Raw genomic sequence first — 20,669 nt, 5'->3', positions numbered from 1 at the left:
TCAGACGGCGCCATCCGAGCGATAGGGTGTCCGGCCGCTCGCGAGCGCCGCATCGAGCAACTCGAGCCGGTCCTGGCCCCAGAACACCTCGCCATCGAGCACATAGCTCGGCGCGCCGAATACGCCGGCTTCGACAGCCTGGCCCAGCGCCTCCTCATAGCGTTGCCTGATCGCGGGAGAATCCGCAGCCGCGAGCAACGCCAGCCCATCGAGACCGGCGCGCGACGCACAGGCGAGCAGCGCCTCGGGCTGGCTCATATCCTCGTCGCGCGCCCAGAGGCCGGCCATCACGTCGCCGATGAAGGCCAGCGGGTCGCCACCGGACGCGACGATCGCGATCGCCATGCGGTCGGCCTGCGACGGGTCGAAGGGAAAATGCTTCGGTTGCAGCACGAGCGGCAAACCCCGCGCCTCGCGCCAGCGCTGGAGATCGAGCAGCCGGTAGCGCTGCCGCACGGGGTGCCGCTTCGGCAAGGGCAACCCACCCGTCTCGTCGAACACCGAGCGCAACGGCATCGGGCGGTAGTCGATCGCGCAGCCATGCCGGCGGGCGATCTCGTGAAAGGTCGCGTTGCCGAGATAGGTCCACGGCGAATGCAGCGAGAAGTAATAGGTGATGGACCGGGACAAGACTGCCTCGCAGGCTGCTGCTGGAGGCGCAAGCATCGCCGCCATCCGAGCCATCGCGCAAGGTCCCGGCCGCGCGTCATGCGCAGCCCGGCTCCGCAAGGAGCCGGGTCTTTATGCAGAAGCTCAGGCGGCCTTGTTCTTCAGCGCGCCGATGATCGCGGTCAGGACCGCCCCGCCGGCGCCGCCCGCGATCAGGTTGGTCAGGATGCCGCCAATGCTGAGATTGCCGCCTTGCGCCGCAGCGCTGATCGCCGGCAGCACGATCGGGATCAGTTGTCCGAGCACGCCGCCGCCGACGATGCCGGAAATCGTGTTGCCGATCGTCCCGAGATCGAAGCTCGGGCTGGCCTTGCCGGCCGCATTACCGCCGATCGCACCAGCGATCAGGTTCATCAGGATCTGTTCCATGTCGGCCCCGCATCTCAATGCACCGCCCGAACGACATATGCCGCAGGAGGAAGCGATGCGTTCCCCACGGCCCGAGGGAACGATGCCCCGGTCGGCGCGGTGCGACAAGCCGTCGCGCCACGCCATCAACCGCAATCTGCTCAGTCGAGGGTGATGGCCGCGATCAGGCGGCCATAATCGGGCTCGCCGCGATGGGTCGTGCGCCGGTAGCTGAAGAAGCGCTGCTCGTCGCCATAGGTGCACAGGCCCATATCGACGAATCGGCCGATCCCCGCTTCCTGCGCCTTGAGCCCGATGAAGGCCGGCAGGTCGAACATCGCATGCGCGGCACGCTCGGACGGGTTGAAGAAGCGGGAATAGGTCGGGTTCTCGGCTTTGAAGCGTTCGATGAATTCCGGCCCGACTTCATAAGCCTTGGCGCTGATCGTCGGACCGAGCACGGCGGTGATGCGCTCGCGCCGTGCGCCGAGCTTTTCCATCGCTGTCACGGTCGCACCGACGATGCCGGTGAAGGCGCCCTTCCAGCCGGAATGAGCCGCGCCGATCACCCGCGCCTCGCCATCGGCGAAGAGAATCGGCCCGCAATCGGCGGTGGAGATACCGAGCGCGACATGGGAGGCCGTGGTCACCATCGCGTCGGCCTTGGGGCGCTCGCCCGGCCAGGGGCCGGTCACCACCTCCACGTCGGCGGAATGCACCTGATAGAGGCTGATCAGGTTCTCCGGCGAAACTTCGAGATGACGCGCCATCCGCGCCCGGTTCTCGACAATCGCCGCCGGGTCGTCGGCGGAGCCGAGCCCGCCATTGAGCGACGCATAGATGCCGGTCGAGGCGCCGCCTTCGCGGGTGAAGAAGGCGTGACGGATGCCGGCTTCTCCGGCGAGTTCGCGGGCGGTGATGAACATGATCTTGTCCGGTTGGTGCGAGGCCGCGAGGCTCCGCTGAGGTCAGCCCTGATCTGGCAGCCGATGAAGGTCAAATCCGGGCAGGGGCGGCAGGTTCCGCTGCGATAGCGCGAGAACCTTGAACAAATCGCCCATGCCGGTCTCGCCCGGAGCGATCAGGCGGTCGAAGGCGGCGGAAATGGCCACCCGCTGCTCGGCGTCCGCCTTGAGCGACAGCGCCTGCGCCCGCTGCGGCAGCCCCAGCGCCAGCAGGAAATCGCGCTGCGTCGCCGGCCCGTGCAAGGCGGCACCGGCCTTGAACGCCGCCTGCCCCATGCGCTCGAAATCGACATGGACCGTCAGGTCCGCCTCGCCGGGCTCTGCAAGCGGATCGACGAATTCATGCCGCTTCATGGCCTGCAGCGTATCGCCGAACCCCGAGCGCGCCGAACCGTAGTCGATGAACAGAGCCACCCCGCCTTGCGATGCCAGATGACCGGCAAGCTGCGTGACGATGTCGAGCGCAATGGCAGGCTGCTCGAATACGGAGCCGGCAGCTGCAGCAACCTTCAGGGTGCCTTCGCCGACAGCAGACAGGCCGAAGGTGAGTTCGCCGTCATCGCCAAGCCCGACCAGCCGCTCGCGCCAGCCCTCCGGGGTCATCACGAACTGGTCGAGCGGCAAGGCGTCGAGGAACTCGTTGGCGATCACGGCCACCGGGCCGTCGAGGGCGCCGGCAATCGCATCGTGCCAGACCGTCTCGAACCCCTTGAGCGCCTCCGCCTGCCGCGCGCGCAGGACCGGGCTGGTCTCGACGAGATGCACCGAGAGCGCTGCATGGAACCCAGGCACGATCCGTGTCGCCCGGAGCATGTCGGCCATCAGCGTGCCGCGTCCGGGGCCCAGCTCGACGAGCCGGAACCGCGCCGGTGCGCCCATCGCCTGCCAGGCATGGGCAGCCCAGAGCCCGATCAGCTCCCCGAACATCTGGCTGATCTCGGGCGCCGTGGTGAAATCGCCCTCAGTCCCCAGAGGGTCGCGCGTCATGTAGTAGCCGTGGCGAGGATGGCCGAGCGCCAGCGCCATGTAACGGCCGATGCCGATCGGCCCCTCCTGCCGGATCAGGTCGATGATCTCGGCCTTGAGCGTGGTCACGCCCGCGCCTCGCCGGGCGTCTCGCGCCGGCTGCGCAGCACCAGCCACAGGCCGGCGAAAAACACCGGCAGCGACAGCAGCATGCCCATGGTGATGCCGCCCGAGAGCGCATCGACCGAGGTCCCGAACAGGAAGCCGAGCTGCGGATCGGGCTCGCGGAAGAACTCGCAGACGATGCGGGCGACCGCATAACCCATGCCGAAGACGCCGGCGACGAGGCCTGGCTTTCTGAAACCGCCGGCCCGGACCAGCAGGTTGACCAGCACGAAGAGCAGGAGCCCCTCGGCGAAGGCCTCGTAGAGCTGGCTCGGATGGCGCGGCAGCGGCCCGCCATTCGGGAACACCATGGCATAGGGGAAATCGGGCGCCGGACGGCCCCAGAGCTCGCCATTGATGAAATTGGCGATGCGCCCGAGCAGGAGCCCGATCGGCACCACCGCGGCAGCGAGGTCAAAGACCGACAGGGCCGGATAGCCACGCCGCCTGGCGAAGAGCCACAGGCCCAGCGTCGCGCCGATCAGGCCGCCATGAAAGGACATGCCGCCCTGCCAGATCGCCAGGATGTCCTGCGGCCGCTCGAGATAGCGTGGCAGATCGTAGAACAGCACGAATCCGGTGCGTCCGCCGAGCACCACGCCGAAGGCGACGAAGAGCAGCATATCGTCGAGTTCGACGGCTTGAGGCCGAGCCCGCCCGGCCCAGAGCCAGTCCGAGGCCACGAGCTTGCGCGCATACCACCAGCCGCCGAGCAGCCCGACGACATAGGCAAGTCCGTACCATTTGATCGCCAGCGGCCCGAGCTGCACCGCGACGGGGTCGATCATCGGGAAGGGAATGGCAAAAACGGGCATGGCAAGGTCCGGTGGCGGGCGCGGCGAGATGGCCGCGCGCCCGCTCAATGGTCAAGGAAAAAGGCTGGCGCGTGGCGCCCTCGCTCAGATCTTGACGATCAGCTTGCCGAAATTCCGGCCCTCCAGCAGGCCGATGAAGGCCTCGGGCGCGTTCTCCAGGCCCGCAACGATGTCTTCCTTGTACTTGACCGCGCCCTCCGCGATCCAGCGCGCCATCTCCTCCCGGAAGGTCGGCGCCTGCGCGGCGGCGAATTCGCGCTGGATGAAGCCGCGGATCGTCAGGCTCTTCGACAGGACGTCGCGCATCATCCCCGGCAGCCGGTCCGGCCCGGGAAACGTGCCGCTGGCATTGTATTGCGCGACGAGGCCGCAGACCGGGATGCGTGCGAACGTATTGAGCAGCGGGAAGACCGCATCCCAGACATGGCCGCCGACATTCTCGAAATAGACGTCGATGCCATCGGGGCAGGCCGCCGCGAGCTTGGCCGCCATATCGGGATCGCGATGGTCGATCACCGCGTCGAAACCGAAGGTGTCGCGCACGAAGGCGCATTTCTCGGGGCCGCCGGCAATGCCGACCGCCCGCGCGCCCTTGATCCGCGCGATCTGCCCGACCGCCGAGCCGACCGGCCCGCTCGCCGCCGCGACGACGACCGTCTCGCCCGGCTTGGGCTGGCCGATGGTGAGCAGGCCGGCATAGGCAGTGAAGCCTGGCATGCCGAGCACGCCGAGCGCCGTCGTCAGCGGCGCTGCTTTCGGGTCGAGCTTGCGCAGTTGCGCGGCGTTCGCGACCGCATGCGACTGCCAGCCGGAATGGGAGAGAACGATATCGCCGGGCTTGAAGGCGGGATCGCGGCTCTCGATCACCTCGCCGACGGTCCCGCCCTCCATCGGCTGCCCGATCTCGGTGGCGGCAGCATAGGATTTCGCCGCGCTCATCCGTCCGCGCATATAGGGGTCGAGCGAGAGGTAGAGGATTTTGAGCAGCACCTGCCCGTCGCCGATCGCCGGGATGGCGACGTGCTCAAGCCGGAAGTTCTGCGGGGCGGGACGGCCTTCCGGACGGGAAGCGAGAACGATTCGAGCGCTGTCGGACTGGGGCATGGGTTTCGATCCTCGGTGATATCGGCGCGAGCCTGTCTCAATCATATTGGCGCAGCCTGAGACGGAGGGCAGTCCCCTCGCCCTGCATTCGCAGCCGGCGCGGGCGCGTCGATGACATGGCAATCGGTGAGCCGGGCTTCGCTCAGCGGCTGTGGCGCTCGCGCAACCGGTTGAAGGCAGAGGGCCGCATCCGCGCCTGCCATGCGGCGATGACCGCGTCGGCATTGGCCTCCTTGTCCTGCATCGCATCCACCTCGGCATCGTAGAGGCAGTAGGAATGGATGCGATGGAAGTCGCGCCGGGCATCGCCGAGCGGCCTGTCGCCCCGTTCCTGCTCGCGCCGTTCGAGCTCGTCGAGCGGGCAATGCACACCGACGAAGAAGACGTCATGCCCGACGAGCGTGTCGACGAGCCGCAGGAGCCAGGCCTCGCTTTCCATGATGTGCTCCACGACGAGGTCGTTGCCAGCCGCGACATAGGCGGCAAGCGAGCGTTCGAAGCCGAGGAAGAAGGCTTCCCGCATGGTCCGCCAGTCGAATTCCCCGCTCTTGATCCGGGCGCTCGGCAGCACGCCGGAATCGCGGAGATGGTCGATCGAGATATGCCAGAACGGCCGGTCGATCCGCGCCTGTATGGCGCGCGCCAGCGAGGACTTGCCGCTGCTCGACGCGCCGTTGAGCAGGATGATGCGGCCGGATCCGGCAGCGGTCATTCTTCCCGCTCCGGCGGTGCTTCGGTTTCGAGCGTCGCCAGAAGCTCCTTCAGAAGTTCCGCCAAGGCCGCTCGCTTGGCCGGGTCGAGACTTGCGAGGAACTGCGCCTCGCTCGCCATGTCGGCGCGCAGCGCTTCCTCGGCCCGCCGGAAGCCCAGATCGGTCAGGACGACGAGCAGGCTGCGCCCGTCCTCCGCCGATTTCTCGCGGCGGATCAACCCGGCTTTCTCCAGCCGCCCCAGCCGGTGCGTCAGCCCGCCGGAGGTGATCATCAGGAAGCGATAGAGCGCTGTCGGCGTCAGCCGATAAGGCGGCCCGCTGCGGCGCAAGGTGCTGATGACATCGAATTCGCCACGATCGAGGCCGAACCCGGCGAAGGTCTCCTCGATGCTCGGCCGCACGAGATTGGCCAGCCGATAAGCCCGCCCCAAGATCGCGGTGGGCGTCGTATCGAGGTCCGGCAACTCGCGGGCCCATTGCGCCCTGACCCGCTCGACATGATCCATCTTCGTCATCGCCTGCCCTTCCCCCATCCCTCCTCTGCCTCACAGCGGGCTTCGCGCCAAGAGATATCTTGACGCGAAGACAGATTCTGATAATTATCTTAGCATAAAGATAATTTGGAGGAGATGGTGATGACGACGGCGATCGACAGCGACATCCTGCGCAGCGGCACGAGCCGGACGGCGAAATTCGAGGGCGGCGGCTATGGCTCGCAGGTCTCGTTCTTCCTGGTCGACAACGAGCCGGGCCAGGGACCGGGCCTGCATGTCCATCCGTATTCGGAAACCTGGGTGATCCGATCCGGCGAGGCGGAATTCACGGTCGGCCGGGAAAAGCTGCGGGCCGGCGCGGGGGCAATCGTGGTCGGCCCGGCCGGAATCCCTCACAAATTCGTCAATATCGGCTCGGGGAGGCTGGAGCTCATCTGCATCCACGCCAACCACGCTATCGTTCAGGATTGGGTCGGGGAAGGAGCTGCCGCCTGAGCGCGCACAGAACTGCCGTTGTGCGAAACGAATTGCGCCGGCCTTGACGGCGCCGCGCCGCCCTAAGGGCGCAATACGCGATCGCAGCGGCGGCCGAAATGCAAGGGCGGCGCATCGTGGCGCCTGCCCTTGGTCATCATCAGCGAAGCTTCAGAGAGATTTCGCAGCGGCCTTGCGCGGCCGCTTTGTCGCCGCCTCGCTGCGTGAGGCAGCCGCCTTGGCCGCAGCCTCCTCGGCATCCCGGGCAAGGCGCAAGGCCCGCAACTTTTCGGTCTTCAGGCGGGTCTGGCTGGCCTGATCCTCAAGCGCCTGCCACGCAACAAGGGCATCCTTCTTGCGCTGCTCGGTGGTCTCGAAAGCCGCCTGCGCCCGAGCCTTGATCTCGTCCAGCTTCATGTTGCGGCTCGACATTCGAAACTCCTTACTCAACAGGCCCCAATTGGTCTCCGCCGATCAGATGGAGGGAGGACGCGGTGCTCCGGCTCCGGGGCCAGCTCCGGGACGGCCCTTGCCGAGGGGAAGCTTGCGCTTCGGCGCCGGCAGCAGGCCTTCGCGCTGCGCCTGCTTGCGGGCAGCCTTCTTGGCGCGGCGAACCGCCTCGCCCTGCTCACGCACGCGTCGTTCGGACGGCTTCTCATAGGCGCGGCGCTGCTTCATCTCGCGAAACACGCCTTCGCGCTGCAGCTTCTTCTTCAGAACGCGGAGCGCCTGCTCGACATTATTGTCCCGAACGAGAACTTGCATGGTTGTCCTTTCCAAAAACACAAAAGGGCCGGGCTTGTTGGTCCCGACCCTTCGACTTAACCGCTGGTGCGAAACTTCGTGTCGCGGCGCCGGTACATCCGTGGTCGCCTCAAAGCGTCGTCGTTCCGCCTCCCAGGCGGTTACTCGGCCCGCAGGTTGTCGGCCGAGCTCTTGCCCGAACGCTTGTCCTGGACGATCTCGTACGAGATCTTCTGGCCTTCGCGCAGATCGCGCATGCCGGCACGCTCGACAGCGCTGATGTGAACGAACACATCCTGGCCGCCATCGTCAGGCTGAATGAAACCGAAACCCTTGGTGGCGTTGAACCACTTAACCGAACCAGAAGCCATATGAGCCTCCCGCAAACATGTTTATCCAAGCCCCATGGAAAACATGCGGCAGTGAGTTCGATAAAAGGAAGAAAATCGTCAGCATGTCGCGCTCGAAAGCAGCGAATGGCCAAGTCATCGGGCCTAAATCGAAATTAACAATTAGGCCATGGCCGTCCTGATGTCAATCAGCGGCAGGATGGCTGCTCCGGGAAACGAAAAAGGCGCAGCATGAAAGGCCGCGAACAACGATGAGAAACCATCGCCGATCGTGACGCGCTGCCGGTTTCATCAAGGATGTGCCTCGGCGGCGCCGCCGCATCCGCTCTCCTGACATGACGAAGCCGCTGCGGCATCCTACATGGAGGCCGAAAATACAGAGATCAAGAGTACAGAAGCGCATGAGTCGCGAACGCCAGGACGATCTGCCCCAGGACGAGTTCGAGGACGAGGAGGACACCCTCCCCGCGCCCGAAGCCGCGCTCGCCCTCGCGGAAGCTGCTCCCGGCGCGCTCAAGGCCGGCATCGAGGTCATCCAGCAATTCGCGAAGCACCTGCCGAACAGGCCCGGCGTCTACCGGATGTTCGATCGCGCCGGCGAGGTGCTCTATGTCGGCAAGGCCAAGAGCCTGAAGAACCGCGTGACCTCCTATGCCCGCGGCATGGCGCATACCAATGCTGTCGCCCGGATGATCGCCGAGACGGCGAACATGGAGTTCGTCACCACCGGCACCGAGACCGAGGCCCTGCTGCTCGAATCGAACCTGATCAAGCAGCTCCGGCCGCGCTACAACGTGCTGCTGCGCGACGACAAGTCGTTCCCCTATATCCTCCTGACCGGCGGCGAGCACGACGCTCCCGCGATCCTGAAGCATCGCGGCTCGCGCCATCGCAAGGGCGACTATTTCGGCCCCTTCGCCTCGGTCTGGGCGGTGACGCGGACCATCGACGCGCTGCAGAAGGCCTTCCTGATCCGCACCTGCTCGGATTCCTTCTACGAGAACCGCACGCGCCCCTGCCTGCTCTTCCAGATCAAGCGTTGCGCCGGCCCCTGCACCGGCGAGATCTCGATTCCCGACTATCAGGCGCTCGCCGGCCAGGCCCGCGACTTCCTCTCCGGCCGCTCCTCCGCGGTGAAACAGCTCCTCTCCGCCCGGATGCAGGTCGCGGCCGAAGAGCTCGAATTCGAGAAGGCGGCGCGCTATCGCGACCGCCTCGCCGCGCTCTCGGCCGTTCAGGCCGGGCAGGACATCAATACGCAAGGGGTCGAGGAGGCCGACGTCTTCGCCATCGACGAGCAGGCCGGGCAGTTCTGCGTCGAGATCTTCTTCTTCCGCAACCACCAGAACTGGGGCAACCGCGCCCTCTTCCCACGTGCCGACCGCTCGCTGACGCCGGCCGAGGTGCTCGCCTCGGTCGTCGCCCAGTTCTACGACGACAAGCCGCCGCCGCGCCTCGTGCTGCTCTCGCATCCGGTCGAGGAAATCGAGTTGATCGGCCAGGCGCTCACGGCACGCGCCGGCCGCAAGGTCGAGGTCGCACATCCCAAGCGCGGCGAACGCGCCGACCTGATGGCCCATGCCGTGAAGAACGCCCGCGAGGCGCTCGCGCGCAAGCTCGCCGACAATGCCGGCCAGACCGCCCTGCTCGCCACGCTCGGCGCCGCCTTCGGCATGGAGACGCCGCCGCGCCGGGTCGAGGTCTACGACAACTCGCACATCATGGGCACCAACGCCGTCGGCGGCATGATCGTCGCCGGGCCGGACGGCTTCGTGAAGAACCAGTACCGCACCTTCAACATCTCGACCGACACCATCGCTGGCGACGATTTCGGCATGATGCGCGAGGTGCTGACGCGCCGATTCGCCAAGCTGGCAAGGGAAGAAGGCATTGCCCTGAGCCCTCATCCTGAGGGGGGCGCGGAAGCCGTGACGATCGCCCTCGGGGCGACGCCTGACGACGCTTCCCAGGGTGAGATCTCGCCAAAGAAGGCGCGCAAGGCGCCGAAACCCCGCAAGGACGAGGACGGTTTCCCCTCCCGCCCCGATCTCGTCATCGTCGACGGCGGCAAGGGCCAGTTCACCGCTGCGCTCAAGATCATGAAGGAGCTCGGCGCGGCCGACATCCCGCTCGTCGCCATCGCCAAGGGGGAAGACCGCAACGCCATGCGCGAGACCTTCCACATGGCCGGCCGCGAGCCCTTCAAGCTGCAGCCGCGTGACCCCGCGCTTTATTTCATCCAGCGCCTGCGCGACGAGGCCCACCGCTTCGCCATCGGCACGCACCGCGCCAAGCGCAAGCGCGAGACGATGAAGAACCCGCTCGACGAGATCCCCGGCATCGGGCCGTCACGCAAGCGGGCGCTGCTGCTGCATTTCGGCACGGTGAAGGCGATCCAGCGCGCCAAGCTCGACGACCTGATGCGCACGCCCGGCGTCAATGCCGCGACGGCCAAGGCGGTGCATGATTTCTTTCATGATGCCTGATAGTTCTGCCACATTCACGCTGTTGCGTGTTGACGCTGCTGCTGCCGCCTTGCTTTGGTGCATCCCGTGACGATTCTTCCAGACGCCATCAGGCGGCGCGGCCCCTGGTCGCTGCCCAACCTCCTCACCTACGGGCGGATCCTGGCGATCCCGGCCCTGGTGGCGATCCTGTTCTGGCCGCGCGACGACTGGATGCGCTGGCTCGCGCTTGGAATCTACACGCTCGCCGCCATCACCGACTATCTCGACGGCTACATCGCGCGGGCCTGGAGCCAGCAATCGGCGATCGGCCGCATGCTCGACCCGATCGCCGACAAGCTGCTCGTCGCCGCCCTGCTGCTGATGCTGGTCTATACCGGCCAGATCGAGGGCTGGACGCTCTGGGCCGCGATCGTGATCCTCTGCCGCGAGATCCTGGTCTCCGGGCTTCGCGAATTCCTGGCCGATCTCAAGGTCAGCGTCCCCGTCAGCAAGGTCGCCAAGTGGAAGACGACGGCGCAGCTCTTCGCGCTCGGCTTCCTCGTCGTCGGCCCCGCCGGCGACAAGGTCCTGCCCGGCAACACCACGATCGGCATCGTCCTGCTCTGGGCTGCTGCCGGCCTGACGATCTATACCGGCTGGGACTATTTCAACGCCGGCATCCGCCATCTCGTCGCAGAGGACGAGCGCACGCCATGAATACTGTGACAGCGACCGCAGCGGCGGGCACGCGCCCCGTCCGCATCGTCTATTTCGCCTGGGTGCGCGAGCGCGTCGGCCTGCCCGAGGAGACGCTCGACATCCCCACCGATCTCACCACCATCGCCGATCTCGTGCGCTGGCTGAAGGCGCGCGGCGAAGGTTATGAGACGGCCTTCGCCGACGAGACGGTCGTGCGGGCCGCGCTCGACCATGTCCATGCCAAGCCGCAGGCCCGGCTCGGCGCTGCCCGCGAGATCGCGTTCTTCCCGCCAATGACGGGCGGCTAGGCCGTGTTCTCTCCCCTCGTCCGCATCCAGCGCGAGGACTTCTCGCTTCAGGACGAGATCGACGCCCTGTCGGCCGGTCGCGCCGATATCGGCGCCGTCGTCTCCTTCACCGGGCTCTGCCGTGACGAGGCCGGCACGCTCGCCGCGCTCGAACTCGAGCATTATCCGGGCATGGCCGAGGCCGAGATCGCCCGTGTCGCTAACGAAGCTGCGAGCCGCTGGCCGCTGCTCGGCCTCGTCGCGATCCACCGCTACGGGCTGGTCAAGCCGGGCGAGCAGATCGTGCTGGTGCTGGCAGCTTCCGCCCATCGCCGCGCGGCCTTCGAAGCCGCGGATTTCATGATGGACTACCTCAAGACCCGCGCCCCATTCTGGAAGCGCGAGCACCGAGCCGACGGCACGCTCGGCGGCTGGGTCGAAGCCAAGGGCGAGGATGACGACGCCGCCCGGCGGTGGGAATAAGCCACAGCGTCATTCTCGGGCGGAGCAAAGCTCCGACCCGAGAATCTCATGACGAAAGATCACTGGTTTCCGAGATGCCTGGGTCAAGCCCGGGCATGACGGAGCGGGGTCATGCCGCCTTCGTCTGCGGGCGCACCGCAGCCGAATAATCTTCCATGATCACCTTGCCCATGTTGCCGGTGATGAAGTTGTACGGGCCGATCTCGGAGACCAGCGTCACCTCGGCCGCCGAGCCGGTGATGAAACACTCGTTGAAGCTCTCCAGCTCCTCCGGCCGGATGCGGCGCTCGACCACCTCGAAGCCGCGCTGGCGGCAGAGGTCGATCACCGACTGGCGGGTGATGCCGTTCAGGAAGCGGTCGGCCAGCGGGGTGTGGATCACGCCGTCCTTGATGAAGAAGATGTTGGCGCCGGTGCATTCGGCGACATTGCCTTCCCAGTCGAGCATCATCGCATCGGCATAGCCGCCGCGCTCCGCCTTGTGCTTGGAGAGCGAGCAGATCATGTAGAGGCCCGCAGCCTTGGCATGAACCGGCGCGCAGGCCGGGTCCGGCCGGCGGTAGTCGGCGACGTCGAGGCGGATGCCCTTCAGCTTGGCCGCCATGTCGAACATGCTCGGCCATTCCCACACTGCGATCGCGGTGTGGATCGAATTGTTCATGCCGGACACCGCCATCATTTCCGAACCGCGCCAGGCGACCGGACGGATATAGGCGTCCTTCAGGCCGTTCTCCTTCAGGCAGAGATATTTGGCCGCGTCGAGCTCGGCGACCGAATAGGGGATCGTGAAATCCATGATCTCGGCTGACTTGTGGAAGCGCTGCGAGTGCTCGGTGCACTTGTAGATCACGCCGTCATAGGAGCGCTCGCCCTCGAAGATGCAGGAGCCGTAATGCAGTCCATGGGTCAGTACGTGAATTCGGGCATCCTTCCACGGCACGAGCTTGCCGTCGAACCAGATGACGCCATCGCGCTGGTCGAAAGGAATGACTGACATGGACCTTCTCCTGGGTGCTCGTTTCCGGAACTCCGGCACAGCCGTTTTCGGAACGCAAGCGCGGGTCTAAAGCTGCGTTGCAGCGAGACGCTTTGAAATAATCGTTCGCTCAGCGCCCTTGACCGGTAATCTTGCGTCTGAGATATGTCAATAAGGCTGACCCAAATTTTTGGAAGGCGCGTTTTGGCCTCACCTTCGTCCGACGCAGAAGACCTGCCGCTCAGGCCCTCCTCCGAGGCGGTGCCGCATGACCTGATCGAGCTCTTGTTCTTCGCCTATCGCGACTTCGTCGGCGACCCCGACCGCATCCTCGCCGATTACGGTTTCGGCCGCGCCCATCACCGCGTCCTGCACTTCGTCCAGCGCCGGCCGGGCCTGACCATCGCCGAACTGCTCGACATCCTGCAGATCACCAAGCAGAGCCTGAACCGCGTCCTCAAGGAGCTAGTCGAGAAAGGCTATATCGAGCAGCGTACCGGCCGGCAGGACAAGCGCCAGCGCCATCTCCACACCACGCCCTCGGGCCAGGACCTGGCGCTGCGCCTCGTCCGCCTCCAGGCGAAGCGCATCAACCGCGCGCTCGAAGGCGCGGCGCCCGAGACGGCGGCCATCGCCGCGCGCTATCTCGCCGCCCTGATCGACGCGGCCGAGCGGCCGAAGGTGGAACGACTTCTCGACAAGCCTTAGCGGCGACCCGCTCGCTGCGTTATGCTATGGCAGCCCTGCACCGTGAGCAGCCGATCCGGTCGGCGCAGGAGAGAAGGCGCGAGAATGATCGCTACCGAGACCCTGGCGAAGCCGGCCCGCAAGCCGCTGCCCGACGAGGCCCCGCATATCCTCGTCGTCGACGACGACCGGCGCCTGCGCGAATTGCTGGGGCGCTTCCTCGGCGATAACGGCTTCCGGGTGACGACGGCGGCCAATGCGGCCGAGGCCGACACGCGGCTGGGCAACCTCGTCTTCGACGCGATCGTGCTCGACGTGATGATGCCCGGCGAGAACGGTTTCGATTTCGCGCGCCGCTTCCGCGGTGGCTCCGCCGTGCCGATCCTGATGCTGACCGCCCGCGCCGACGGCAAGGACCGCATCAACGGCCTTGAGATCGGCGTCGACGATTATCTCTCCAAGCCGTTCGAGCCGCGCGAATTGCTGCTGCGGCTCGGCAATATCCTGAAGCGCACGCTCGTCGTCGAAGCCGCGCAATCCGGCACGCGGCCGGATTTCGTCCGCTTCGGCCCCTTCATCTATGGGCTGGCGCGCGGCGAATTGCGCAAGGGCGAGGAGACCATCCGCCTTACCGAGCGCGAGCGCGAGATTCTGACGGCGCTGGCCGAACGCGCCGGCGAGGTCGTGCCGCGCGAGGAGCTGGCGGCGCAGGGCTCGGCCGCCAATGACCGCACCGTCGATGTCCAGATGAACCGTCTGCGCCGCAAGATCGAGCGCGACCAGACCGACCCGCTCTATCTCCAGACCGTCCGCGGTGTCGGCTACAGGCTGGTGACGGACCGCTCGTGACGCCGCTGCAACCCGGCAGGAAAGGCTCGTCTGCGCTGCGCTCCGTCGCGCGTGGATTTGCGCGCGCCTTTGCCGGGCTGGAAAAGGCACTGGACAATCTCGGCAAGGCCGTACGACCGACGATCAAGCGCATCGGCCGGCCCTTGCAGATCATCGCGCGCTACATGCCCAAAGGGCTCTATCCCCGCGCACTGGTCATCGTCATCGCGCCGGTCGTGCTGCTGCAATCGGTCATCGCCTATGTCTTCATGGAGCGGCACTGGCAGACCGTGACGCAGCGCCTGTCCTCGGCCGTCTCGGCCGACATCGCCATGCTGATCGATGTCTATGAGAGCTATCCGCAGGATGCCGACACCACGACGCTGTCGCGCATCGCCGCCGAACGGCTCGGCATGGACCTCGACATCATCCCCGATTCCGACCTGCCGGCACCGGGCCCGCGCCCCTTCTTCTCGCTGCTCGACAACGCGCTCTCGACCGAGCTGTCGCAGCAGGTCGCCCGCCCCTTCTGGCTCGACACGGTCGGCCGCTCCAGCCTGATCGAGATCCGCGTCAAGCTCGGCAAGGACGTGATGCGCATCCTGACAAGGCGCAATTCGGCCTATGCCTCGAACAGCCATATCTTCCTGCTCTGGATGATCGGGACATCGCTGATCCTCTTGACGATCGCGGTGCTGTTCCTGCGCAACCAGATCCGCCCGATCCTGAAGCTCGCCGATGCGGCCGAAGCCTTCGGCAAGGGCCGCGACGCCGATTTCCGGCCACGCGGCGCCCGCGAGGTCCGCCGCGCCGGCAATGCCTTCATCGAGATGAAGCGGCGTGTCGAGCGCTCGATCGGCGAGCGCACGACGATGCTGAACGGCGTCAGCCACGACCTGCGCACCATCCTCACCCGTTTCAAGCTCTCGCTCGCCCTGATGGAGCGCTCCTCGGAAATCGAGGCGCTGGAGAAGGATGTCGACGAGATGAGCCGCATGCTCGAGGACTATCTCGCCTTCGCCCGCGGTGATGCCGGCGAGACCGCGGTCGAGGCCGACATCCGCTCCCTGCTCGAGGAGTTGAAGTCCGATGCCGAGCGTCAGGGCCACCAGACCGAATTGACGGTGATCGGCGATCCGCTCGTCGTGATCCGCCAGGACGCCTTCCGCCGCCTGCTGACCAACCTCGTCTCCAACGCGGCGCGCTACGGCGACCGCATCGCGATCCGGGCGACCCATGATGCGCGCTACCTGATCGTGATGGTCGACGATGACGGCCCCGGCATCCCGCCGGACCAGCGCGAGGAGGTCTTCCGCCCCTTCTTCCGCCTAGACGAGGCCCGCAATGTCGATGGCGGCGGTACGGGGCTCGGCCTTGCCATCGCTCGCGATATCGCCCGCGCCCATGGCGGCGACATCATGCTCGGCGACTCCCCGCTCGGCGGTTTGCGGGCGACCGTCCGGCTGCCGGTCTAAAGGTGGTTTCAGCCGGTCCCGATCGGCGCAAGTTCGGGCAATCGCGCCACCGCATGGTCGATAAAGGCGCGCACGCGCGGCGCCGGCGCCCGTCCGCCCGGCACCACGAGCTGCACCGGCAGCGGCGGCGGCTCGAACTCCGCGAGCAGACGGACCAGCGCTCCTGAAGCGAGATCCTCGGCCGCCTGATAGGACAGCACCCGCGCCAGCCCCCGCCCGGCCCGCGCCGCGATCAGCGCCGACTCAACCTCGTTGACGATCAGCCGCGGCGTCAGCACCACGGCGCTGCCTGAACGCGGCCCGCCGAAGCGCCAGGTCAGCGTCTGGTTGGCGGCGACGCTCGCGATGGTCTCATGCGCCGCGATGTCGGCCGGGCGCCGCAAGGGCGGGCAGCTCGCGAGATAGGACGGCGCGGCGACGAGGATGCGCCGGACCTCGCCGACCTTGCGCATCAGCAGGCCGGAATTCGGCAGCGGCCCGATCCGGACGGCCAGTTGCAGGTCCTCCTCGATCAGGTCGAGATTGCGATCCGCCAGCACGAGCTCGACCTGCACCTGCGGATAGCGATCGAGGAACTCGTTCACCAGCGGCGTGACATGCCGCCGGCCGAAGGAAAGCGGCGCCGTGATCCGCAGCAGGCAGCTGACCGGCTCGGCTGCCGCGACACCGAGCGCCGCTTCGTAATCGGCGAGCAGGCGCCGGGCCGTGGCGGCAAGCTCCCGGCCTGCATCATTCGGGGTCAGGCGCCGTGTCGTCCGCGCGATCAGTTGCGTCCCGACCCGCTCCTCCAGCCCGGCCAGCGCCCGCGTTACGGCCGGGCGGGACTTACGCAGGCGCCGCGCCGCACCGGCAAGGCTGCCGGCATCGACGATCGCGACGAAGATCGCCAGTTCCTCGATCCGGTCCATCTGATCGTTCCGAAAATCGAAATTCTGAGTTCAACCGATAGCAGATTACGGCAGTTCGGCGAAACGATCATGATGCCCGGCAGAAGCAGGAGAACCGCCATGCCGTCGCCAGAGATCATCCTCCACGGAACGCCCCTTTCAGGTCATGCCCACCGCGTCGAGTTGCTGCTGCTCGCGCTTGGCCTGCCCTATCGCAACGAGGAGGCTCCGGCCGATGTCCGGCGGAGCGATGCCTTCCGCAAGCTCAACCCGCTCGGCCAGATTCCCGTGCTGCAAGACGGCGACCTCACCTTCGCCGACAGCAATGCGATCATGGTCTATCTGGTCCGGCGCTATGCCCCGGACAGCACCTGGCTGCCGCTTGATCCCATCGGCGCAGCCAATGTCCAGCGCTGGCTCTCGATCGCCGCCGGCGAGGTCATGCACGGCCCCTCGATCGCGCGCCTGATCACGCAGTTCGGCCTGAAGGACGACAAGGCCCGCGCCCAGCGGATCGCGGCCAAGCTGCTCGCCTTCATGGAAGAGCATCTGGCGACGCGCGACTATCTCGCCACCGTTCACCCGACGATCGCCGATCTCGCCTGCTATTCCTACGTTGCGCACGCGCCCGAAGGCGGCATCTCGCTGAAGCCCTATCCGGCCGTACGGAACTGGCTCGCGCGCATCGAGGCCCTGCCCTTCTTCAAGCCGATCCCGCCTTCGCCCCTTCCCGCAGAGCTCGACGACGATGCAGCCTGACGGCCCCTTCCACCCCGGCGAGCTGGCGGCGCAGACTCTGGCCGGTGTCGCCTCGCGTGGCGCCGGTATCCGCAACTTCATGCCGGATCAGCATCGCATCTTCTTTGGCCAGTTGCCCTGGGTCTTTGCCAGTGTGCCCGACTCGGGCGGTTGGCCCTTGGCGACCGTGCTGGCGGGCGCGCCCGGCTTCGTCGAGAGCCAGACCCCGACCACGCTGTCGATCGCGGCCTTGCCCTCCAAAGATGATCCGGCTTTCGAAGCGTTCCGGCGTGACAGCCCCATCGGCCTGCTCGGGCTCGAACTGGAGACCCGTCGCCGCAACCGCGCCAATGGCCGGATCGAGACCGTCGGTACGGATGGCTTCACGGTGGCGGTGGCGCAGAGCTTCGGCAATTGCGCGAAATACATCCAGGTCCGCAACCGGGTTCAGGATGGCAATGAGCTCGCCGCGTCGGCAACGGAGCTGACCAGCCTCGATGCGCAGGCGCGCTCACTGATCGCCGGGGCCGATACGCTCTTCATCGCCAGCGTCGCTGCGCCTGGGAGCGAACCCGGTGGCGTCGACATCTCGCATCGCGGCGGCCGCCCCGGCTTCGTCCGGATCGATGGCGACACCCTCACCATCCCGGACTTCGCCGGCAACAACTACTTCAACACCTTCGGAAATCTGCTGCAGGAGCCGCGCGCCGCGCTGCTCTTCGTCGATTTCCAGACGGGCACGCTGCTGCAATTGCAGGGCGAGGCGGAGATCCTCTGGCAGGGACCGGAACTGGCGCGGCTCGATGGCGCCGAGCGCCTGTGGCGCTTCCATGTCCGGCGCGGCTGGCGCCGGGCCCATGCGCTGCCGTTGCGCTGGTCGGCACCCGAATTCGCGCCGACCACCTTGCAGACCGGCCTGTGGGCGGCAGCTGCCTAGCTAGAAGAGCCTTCCGCCGACCGGCACCGCCTGCCCCGGCCCGATCAGGACGACCTCGCCCTCGGCATCGGGAATGCCGAGCGTCAGCACTTCCGACATGAACCTGCCGATCTGGCGCGGCGGGAAATTCACCACTGCGAGGACCTGCCGGCCGGGAAGATCCTCCGGCCGATAGTGCTTCGTGATCTGCGCCGAGGATTTCTTCCGGCCGATCGTGCCGCCGAAATCGATGACGAGCTTGATCGAGGGCTTGCGCGCCTCGGGATAGGGCTCGGCCTCGACGATGGTGCCGACACGGATGTCGACCTTCAGGAAATCGTCGAAGCCGATCTGGGCGGCAGGTTCGGAAGGCGCGCTCAAAACTCCGCCCACCCGTCGTCGCGCGCATCGGTCTTGGGCGCCATAGCGGCACTGCCGCTGGAGGCCTTGGCCCGCGGAGCCGCCGGGCGCGGCGCCGCAGCGACGGCCGCCCGCATGCTCTGCGAGATCGCCTTGAGCTTTGCGACGTCGCCGCCGAGCTGGAAGCGCGCGACCAGCGAGGAGAGCCGGTCGGCCTCCTGCGAGAGCGAATGCGCGGCAGCGGTCGACTGCTCGGCCATCGCGGCGTTCTGCTGGGTCGCCTGGTCCATCTCGCCAACGGCGGAATTAACCTCCTGGAGGCCCGAGGCCTGCTCCTGCGCCGCACCGGCGATCTCGGCGACGAGCGAGGTGACGCGCGTGATCTCGGAAGCCATGCGCTGCAGCGCGCCGCCGGTCTGGCCGACGAGCGTGACGCCCTTCTCGACCTCGATGGTCGAGGCATCGATCAGGGTCTTGATCTCCTTGGCGGCGGAGGCGGAACGCTGCGCCAGCGCCCTCACCTCGGAGGCCACGACCGCGAAGCCCTTGCCGGCATCGCCGGCGCGGGCCGCTTCGACCGAGGCGTTGAGCGCGAGCAGGTTGGTCTGGAAGGCGATCTCGTCGATCACGCCGACGATCTGCGAGATTTCCTGGGCCGACTTCTCGATGCCGCCCATCGCCGTCACCGCATCGCGGACGATGCTGGTCGACTGCTCGGCCTCGGTCTTGACCTGCTCCGTCGCCTGGTTGGCAAGGCGCGCGCTTTCCGCCGTCTGGCGGACCGTGGCGGTGAGCTCGTCGAGTGCCGTCGCGGTCTCCTCGACCGAGGAGGCCTGTTGCTCGGTCCGGCTGGCGAGGTCGTCCGCCGCCTGGCTGATCTCGGTCGAGCCCGCCTTCATGCTGTCAGTATTGGTCGCGATCTGGCGCATCGCATCCTGCAGCTTGGCGATGGCGCCGTTGAAATCGTCCTTGAGCTTGACGTATTCGGCCGAGAAGGCGGCCTCGATCCGGTAGGTCAGGTCGCCATCCGAGAGGTGCTCCAGCCCCTGGCCAAGAGCCAGCACCACGTCGGCCTGCACGCGGGCATGCTCGGCGCGGTCGGCCTCGTTGCGCCGGCGCTCGCCATCGGCGGCGCTGCGATGGCCGGCAGCCTCCTCTTCCATCCTGAGCTTGTCGGTCTCCATCGCCTCCTTGGCGAGGGCCGCATCGCGGAAGACGACCAGCGTGCGCGCCATGGCGCCGATCTCGTCAGGCCGCTCCTGATGCGCGATCGTGGTGTCGAGCTGGCCCGCGGCCAGACCCTCCATCGAGCCGCGCAGCGAGTGCAGCATGCCGGAGGCGCGGCGGCTGAGGATGATGACGAGGCCAAGCATGACGAGGCCGAGCGGCACCAGCACCTTGGCGACGCCGCCGACCATGCTCATGAAGGCCGCATCGACATCCTGGACATGCAGGCCGGAACCGACCACCCACTGCCATTGCGGGATGCCGATGATGTAGGAAATCTTGAGCGACGGGTCCTTGTCGCCGGCCTTGAGCCAGCCATAGTCGACGAAGCCCTCGGTCTTCGCCTTCGCCAGCGCGACCATCTCCTGGACGAAGAACTTGCCGTCCGCATCCTTGAGCGGCTTCATGTCCGTCGACTGGATCTTCTTGTTGGCGTGCAGGACGCTGATACCGTCGTAATCGATGAGGAAGTAATAGTTCCCGCTGTCGAACCGCGCGCTGCCGAGCGCATCCATCGCCAGCTTCCTGGCATCCTCGTCCTTCAGCTCGCCGGCCTGGACGCGCGCCAGGTAGCCCTTGACCGTCGTCGCGGCGGCTTCGACCGCATTCTTCATCTCGGCCCGCTTGAGCGTGATCATCTCGTTGCGGGCGGCATTCAGCGTATAGCCGACGGCGCCGACGGCGATCAGCACGGCCAAGGCCGCGATCAGGCCGAAGGAACGGCTGATCGAAAGGGTCGCAAGCTTCCTGGTGAACGACATTCGCGTATCCTGCGCGATGGGGGAATTCCCCTCATTCGCGCAGGATTGGCTAAGGCACGCTTAACATTGGCGCAGTTTCGCCACATTTTGTC

At 66.7% G+C, this 20,669-nt stretch carries 25 protein-coding genes; 10 read left to right on the top strand and 15 right to left on the bottom strand.

Annotated features, from left to right (window positions below):
- From BLQ70_RS06305 to BLQ70_RS06270, 8 genes are all read right to left on the bottom strand, one after another.
- Entirely contained in the window at positions 1-630 is a 630-nt protein-coding gene (locus BLQ70_RS06305; RefSeq protein ID WP_091856654.1) for a 2-hydroxychromene-2-carboxylate isomerase, read from the bottom strand.
- 123 nt (positions 631-753) lie between these two features.
- Positions 754-1,038: a hypothetical protein gene (locus BLQ70_RS06300; RefSeq protein ID WP_091856296.1), complete on the bottom strand. Its 285-nt coding sequence runs from the start codon at positions 1,036-1,038 to the stop codon at positions 754-756.
- A gap of 140 nt (positions 1,039-1,178) precedes the next feature.
- The gene (gene pgeF, locus BLQ70_RS06295; protein WP_091856295.1) at positions 1,179-1,943 is read right to left on the bottom strand and encodes a peptidoglycan editing factor PgeF; all 765 of its coding nucleotides are present in this window, start codon (positions 1,941-1,943) and stop codon (positions 1,179-1,181) included.
- A gap of 42 nt (positions 1,944-1,985) precedes the next feature.
- Positions 1,986-3,077, bottom strand: a complete 1,092-nt coding sequence (locus BLQ70_RS06290; protein ID WP_091856294.1) for a class I SAM-dependent methyltransferase — start codon at positions 3,075-3,077, stop codon at positions 1,986-1,988.
- A complete protein-coding gene (lgt, locus tag BLQ70_RS06285) occupies positions 3,074-3,928 on the bottom strand; it encodes a prolipoprotein diacylglyceryl transferase (protein ID WP_091856653.1) in 855 nt (284 codons plus the stop codon). Before lgt ends, BLQ70_RS06290 begins: the two co-directional genes overlap by 4 nt.
- Before the next feature lie 84 nt (positions 3,929-4,012).
- The gene (locus BLQ70_RS06280; protein ID WP_091856293.1) at positions 4,013-5,032 is read right to left on the bottom strand and encodes an NADP-dependent oxidoreductase; all 1,020 of its coding nucleotides are present in this window, start codon (positions 5,030-5,032) and stop codon (positions 4,013-4,015) included.
- Positions 5,033-5,174: 142 nt separating this feature from the next.
- Positions 5,175-5,744: a chloramphenicol phosphotransferase CPT family protein gene (locus tag BLQ70_RS06275; RefSeq protein WP_091856292.1), complete on the bottom strand. Its 570-nt coding sequence runs from the start codon at positions 5,742-5,744 to the stop codon at positions 5,175-5,177.
- Positions 5,741-6,259, bottom strand: a complete 519-nt coding sequence (locus BLQ70_RS06270) for a MarR family winged helix-turn-helix transcriptional regulator (RefSeq protein ID WP_425284561.1) — start codon at positions 6,257-6,259, stop codon at positions 5,741-5,743. The genes BLQ70_RS06275 and BLQ70_RS06270 overlap by 4 nt, the downstream gene beginning before the upstream one ends.
- Positions 6,260-6,379: 120 nt before the next feature.
- Here BLQ70_RS06270 and BLQ70_RS06265 point away from each other — a divergent pair, with 120 nt between their 5' ends.
- Positions 6,380-6,733: a cupin domain-containing protein gene (locus BLQ70_RS06265; RefSeq protein ID WP_091856652.1), complete on the top strand. Its 354-nt coding sequence runs from the start codon at positions 6,380-6,382 to the stop codon at positions 6,731-6,733.
- 150 nt (positions 6,734-6,883) lie between these two features.
- Here the strand turns inward: BLQ70_RS06265 and BLQ70_RS06260 are convergent, their stop codons facing one another.
- The 3 genes from BLQ70_RS06260 to BLQ70_RS06250 all read right to left on the bottom strand — a co-directional run bounded on the left by BLQ70_RS06260 (position 6,884) and on the right by BLQ70_RS06250 (position 7,827).
- Positions 6,884-7,144 (bottom strand): hypothetical protein, encoded by a 261-nt coding sequence (locus BLQ70_RS06260; RefSeq protein ID WP_061969462.1) that lies wholly within the window; start codon positions 7,142-7,144, stop codon positions 6,884-6,886.
- 42 nt (positions 7,145-7,186) lie between these two features.
- The gene (gene rpsU / locus BLQ70_RS06255; RefSeq protein WP_091856290.1) at positions 7,187-7,477 is read right to left on the bottom strand and encodes a 30S ribosomal protein S21; all 291 of its coding nucleotides are present in this window, start codon (positions 7,475-7,477) and stop codon (positions 7,187-7,189) included.
- 140 nt (positions 7,478-7,617) lie between these two features.
- Positions 7,618-7,827 (bottom strand): cold-shock protein, encoded by a 210-nt coding sequence (locus BLQ70_RS06250; RefSeq protein ID WP_061969466.1) that lies wholly within the window; start codon positions 7,825-7,827, stop codon positions 7,618-7,620.
- A gap of 380 nt (positions 7,828-8,207) precedes the next feature.
- Here BLQ70_RS06250 and uvrC point away from each other — a divergent pair, with 380 nt between their 5' ends.
- From uvrC to BLQ70_RS06230, 4 genes are all read left to right on the top strand, one after another.
- Positions 8,208-10,292: an excinuclease ABC subunit UvrC gene (gene uvrC, locus BLQ70_RS06245; protein WP_091856289.1), complete on the top strand. Its 2,085-nt coding sequence runs from the start codon at positions 8,208-8,210 to the stop codon at positions 10,290-10,292.
- 66 nt (positions 10,293-10,358) lie between these two features.
- Positions 10,359-10,970 carry a CDP-diacylglycerol--glycerol-3-phosphate 3-phosphatidyltransferase gene (pgsA, locus tag BLQ70_RS06240; protein WP_061970249.1) on the top strand — a complete coding sequence of 204 codons (612 nt, stop codon included), beginning with the start codon at positions 10,359-10,361 and terminating at the stop codon, positions 10,968-10,970.
- Positions 10,967-11,260, top strand: coding sequence for a molybdopterin converting factor subunit 1 (gene moaD, locus BLQ70_RS06235; RefSeq protein ID WP_061969470.1), 294 nt, complete (start codon positions 10,967-10,969; stop codon positions 11,258-11,260). The genes pgsA and moaD overlap by 4 nt, the downstream gene beginning before the upstream one ends.
- A gap of 3 nt (positions 11,261-11,263) precedes the next feature.
- Positions 11,264-11,722 carry a molybdenum cofactor biosynthesis protein MoaE gene (locus tag BLQ70_RS06230; RefSeq protein ID WP_091856288.1) on the top strand — a complete coding sequence of 153 codons (459 nt, stop codon included), beginning with the start codon at positions 11,264-11,266 and terminating at the stop codon, positions 11,720-11,722.
- A 109-nt stretch (positions 11,723-11,831) separates the two neighbouring features.
- Here the strand turns inward: BLQ70_RS06230 and BLQ70_RS06225 are convergent, their stop codons facing one another.
- Positions 11,832-12,719 carry a branched-chain amino acid aminotransferase gene (locus BLQ70_RS06225; protein WP_061969474.1) on the bottom strand — a complete coding sequence of 296 codons (888 nt, stop codon included), beginning with the start codon at positions 12,717-12,719 and terminating at the stop codon, positions 11,832-11,834.
- A gap of 183 nt (positions 12,720-12,902) precedes the next feature.
- Between BLQ70_RS06225 and BLQ70_RS06220 the strand changes: the two genes are divergently transcribed.
- From BLQ70_RS06220 to BLQ70_RS06210, 3 genes are all read left to right on the top strand, one after another.
- On the top strand, positions 12,903-13,406 hold the full coding sequence (locus BLQ70_RS06220; RefSeq protein ID WP_413813546.1) for a MarR family winged helix-turn-helix transcriptional regulator: 504 nt from the start codon (positions 12,903-12,905) through the stop codon (positions 13,404-13,406).
- An 84-nt stretch (positions 13,407-13,490) separates the two neighbouring features.
- Positions 13,491-14,234: a response regulator gene (locus tag BLQ70_RS06215; protein ID WP_061969476.1), complete on the top strand. Its 744-nt coding sequence runs from the start codon at positions 13,491-13,493 to the stop codon at positions 14,232-14,234.
- A gap of 164 nt (positions 14,235-14,398) precedes the next feature.
- Positions 14,399-15,688, top strand: coding sequence for an ATP-binding protein (locus BLQ70_RS06210; protein WP_091856650.1), 1,290 nt, complete (start codon positions 14,399-14,401; stop codon positions 15,686-15,688).
- A gap of 8 nt (positions 15,689-15,696) precedes the next feature.
- Here BLQ70_RS06210 and BLQ70_RS06205 read toward each other — a convergent pair whose 3' ends face one another.
- Complete coding sequence (locus BLQ70_RS06205) at positions 15,697-16,596, bottom strand: LysR family transcriptional regulator (RefSeq protein ID WP_091856287.1); 900 nt, start codon at positions 16,594-16,596, stop codon at positions 15,697-15,699.
- A 99-nt stretch (positions 16,597-16,695) separates the two neighbouring features.
- Here BLQ70_RS06205 and BLQ70_RS06200 point away from each other — a divergent pair, with 99 nt between their 5' ends.
- Together BLQ70_RS06200 and BLQ70_RS06195 are read left to right on the top strand one after the other, a co-directional pair.
- A complete protein-coding gene (locus BLQ70_RS06200; RefSeq protein WP_091856286.1) occupies positions 16,696-17,334 on the top strand; it encodes a glutathione S-transferase in 639 nt (212 codons plus the stop codon).
- Positions 17,324-18,250 carry a pyridoxamine 5'-phosphate oxidase family protein gene (locus BLQ70_RS06195; protein ID WP_091856285.1) on the top strand — a complete coding sequence of 309 codons (927 nt, stop codon included), beginning with the start codon at positions 17,324-17,326 and terminating at the stop codon, positions 18,248-18,250. The genes BLQ70_RS06200 and BLQ70_RS06195 overlap by 11 nt, the downstream gene beginning before the upstream one ends.
- Here the strand turns inward: BLQ70_RS06195 and BLQ70_RS06190 are convergent, their stop codons facing one another.
- Entirely contained in the window at positions 18,251-18,610 is a 360-nt protein-coding gene (locus BLQ70_RS06190; protein ID WP_091856284.1) for a tRNA-binding protein, read from the bottom strand.
- A complete protein-coding gene (locus BLQ70_RS06185; protein WP_091856283.1) occupies positions 18,607-20,577 on the bottom strand; it encodes a methyl-accepting chemotaxis protein in 1,971 nt (656 codons plus the stop codon). The genes BLQ70_RS06190 and BLQ70_RS06185 overlap by 4 nt, the downstream gene beginning before the upstream one ends.
- Positions 20,578-20,669: the final 92 nt, after the last annotated feature.

Source organism: Allobosea robiniae, from assembly GCF_900102525.1.
Classification (GTDB): Bacteria; Pseudomonadota; Alphaproteobacteria; order Rhizobiales; family Beijerinckiaceae; genus Allobosea; species Allobosea robiniae.
This window is presented reverse-complemented; position numbering and strand designations above follow the sequence as displayed.

What these genes read in the sequence shown, in the direction of transcription:
- BLQ70_RS06185 (WP_091856283.1), bottom strand. Translation starts at nt 20,577, where the DNA reads ATGTCGTTCACCAGGAAGCTTGCGACCCTTTCGATCAGCCGTTCCTTC.
- BLQ70_RS06300 (WP_091856296.1), bottom strand. Translation starts at nt 1,038, where the DNA reads ATGGAACAGATCCTGATGAACCTGATCGCTGGTGCGATCGGCGGTAAT.
- BLQ70_RS06210 (WP_091856650.1), top strand. Translation starts at nt 14,399, where the DNA reads ATGCCCAAAGGGCTCTATCCCCGCGCACTGGTCATCGTCATCGCGCCG.
- BLQ70_RS06275 (WP_091856292.1), bottom strand. Translation starts at nt 5,744, where the DNA reads ATGACCGCTGCCGGATCCGGCCGCATCATCCTGCTCAACGGCGCGTCG.
- BLQ70_RS06260 (WP_061969462.1), bottom strand. Translation starts at nt 7,144, where the DNA reads ATGTCGAGCCGCAACATGAAGCTGGACGAGATCAAGGCTCGGGCGCAG.
- pgeF (WP_091856295.1), bottom strand. Translation starts at nt 1,943, where the DNA reads ATGTTCATCACCGCCCGCGAACTCGCCGGAGAAGCCGGCATCCGTCAC.
- uvrC (WP_091856289.1), top strand. Translation starts at nt 8,208, where the DNA reads ATGAGTCGCGAACGCCAGGACGATCTGCCCCAGGACGAGTTCGAGGAC.
- BLQ70_RS06270 (WP_425284561.1), bottom strand. Translation starts at nt 6,259, where the DNA reads ATGACGAAGATGGATCATGTCGAGCGGGTCAGGGCGCAATGGGCCCGC.
- rpsU (WP_091856290.1), bottom strand. Translation starts at nt 7,477, where the DNA reads ATGCAAGTTCTCGTTCGGGACAATAATGTCGAGCAGGCGCTCCGCGTT.
- lgt (WP_091856653.1), bottom strand. Translation starts at nt 3,928, where the DNA reads ATGCCCGTTTTTGCCATTCCCTTCCCGATGATCGACCCCGTCGCGGTG.
- BLQ70_RS06195 (WP_091856285.1), top strand. Translation starts at nt 17,324, where the DNA reads ATGCAGCCTGACGGCCCCTTCCACCCCGGCGAGCTGGCGGCGCAGACT.
- BLQ70_RS06250 (WP_061969466.1), bottom strand. Translation starts at nt 7,827, where the DNA reads ATGGCTTCTGGTTCGGTTAAGTGGTTCAACGCCACCAAGGGTTTCGGT.
- BLQ70_RS06215 (WP_061969476.1), top strand. Translation starts at nt 13,491, where the DNA reads ATGATCGCTACCGAGACCCTGGCGAAGCCGGCCCGCAAGCCGCTGCCC.
- BLQ70_RS06280 (WP_091856293.1), bottom strand. Translation starts at nt 5,032, where the DNA reads ATGCCCCAGTCCGACAGCGCTCGAATCGTTCTCGCTTCCCGTCCGGAA.
- BLQ70_RS06200 (WP_091856286.1), top strand. Translation starts at nt 16,696, where the DNA reads ATGCCGTCGCCAGAGATCATCCTCCACGGAACGCCCCTTTCAGGTCAT.
- BLQ70_RS06225 (WP_061969474.1), bottom strand. Translation starts at nt 12,719, where the DNA reads ATGTCAGTCATTCCTTTCGACCAGCGCGATGGCGTCATCTGGTTCGAC.
- BLQ70_RS06265 (WP_091856652.1), top strand. Translation starts at nt 6,380, where the DNA reads ATGACGACGGCGATCGACAGCGACATCCTGCGCAGCGGCACGAGCCGG.
- moaD (WP_061969470.1), top strand. Translation starts at nt 10,967, where the DNA reads ATGAATACTGTGACAGCGACCGCAGCGGCGGGCACGCGCCCCGTCCGC.
- BLQ70_RS06205 (WP_091856287.1), bottom strand. Translation starts at nt 16,596, where the DNA reads ATGGACCGGATCGAGGAACTGGCGATCTTCGTCGCGATCGTCGATGCC.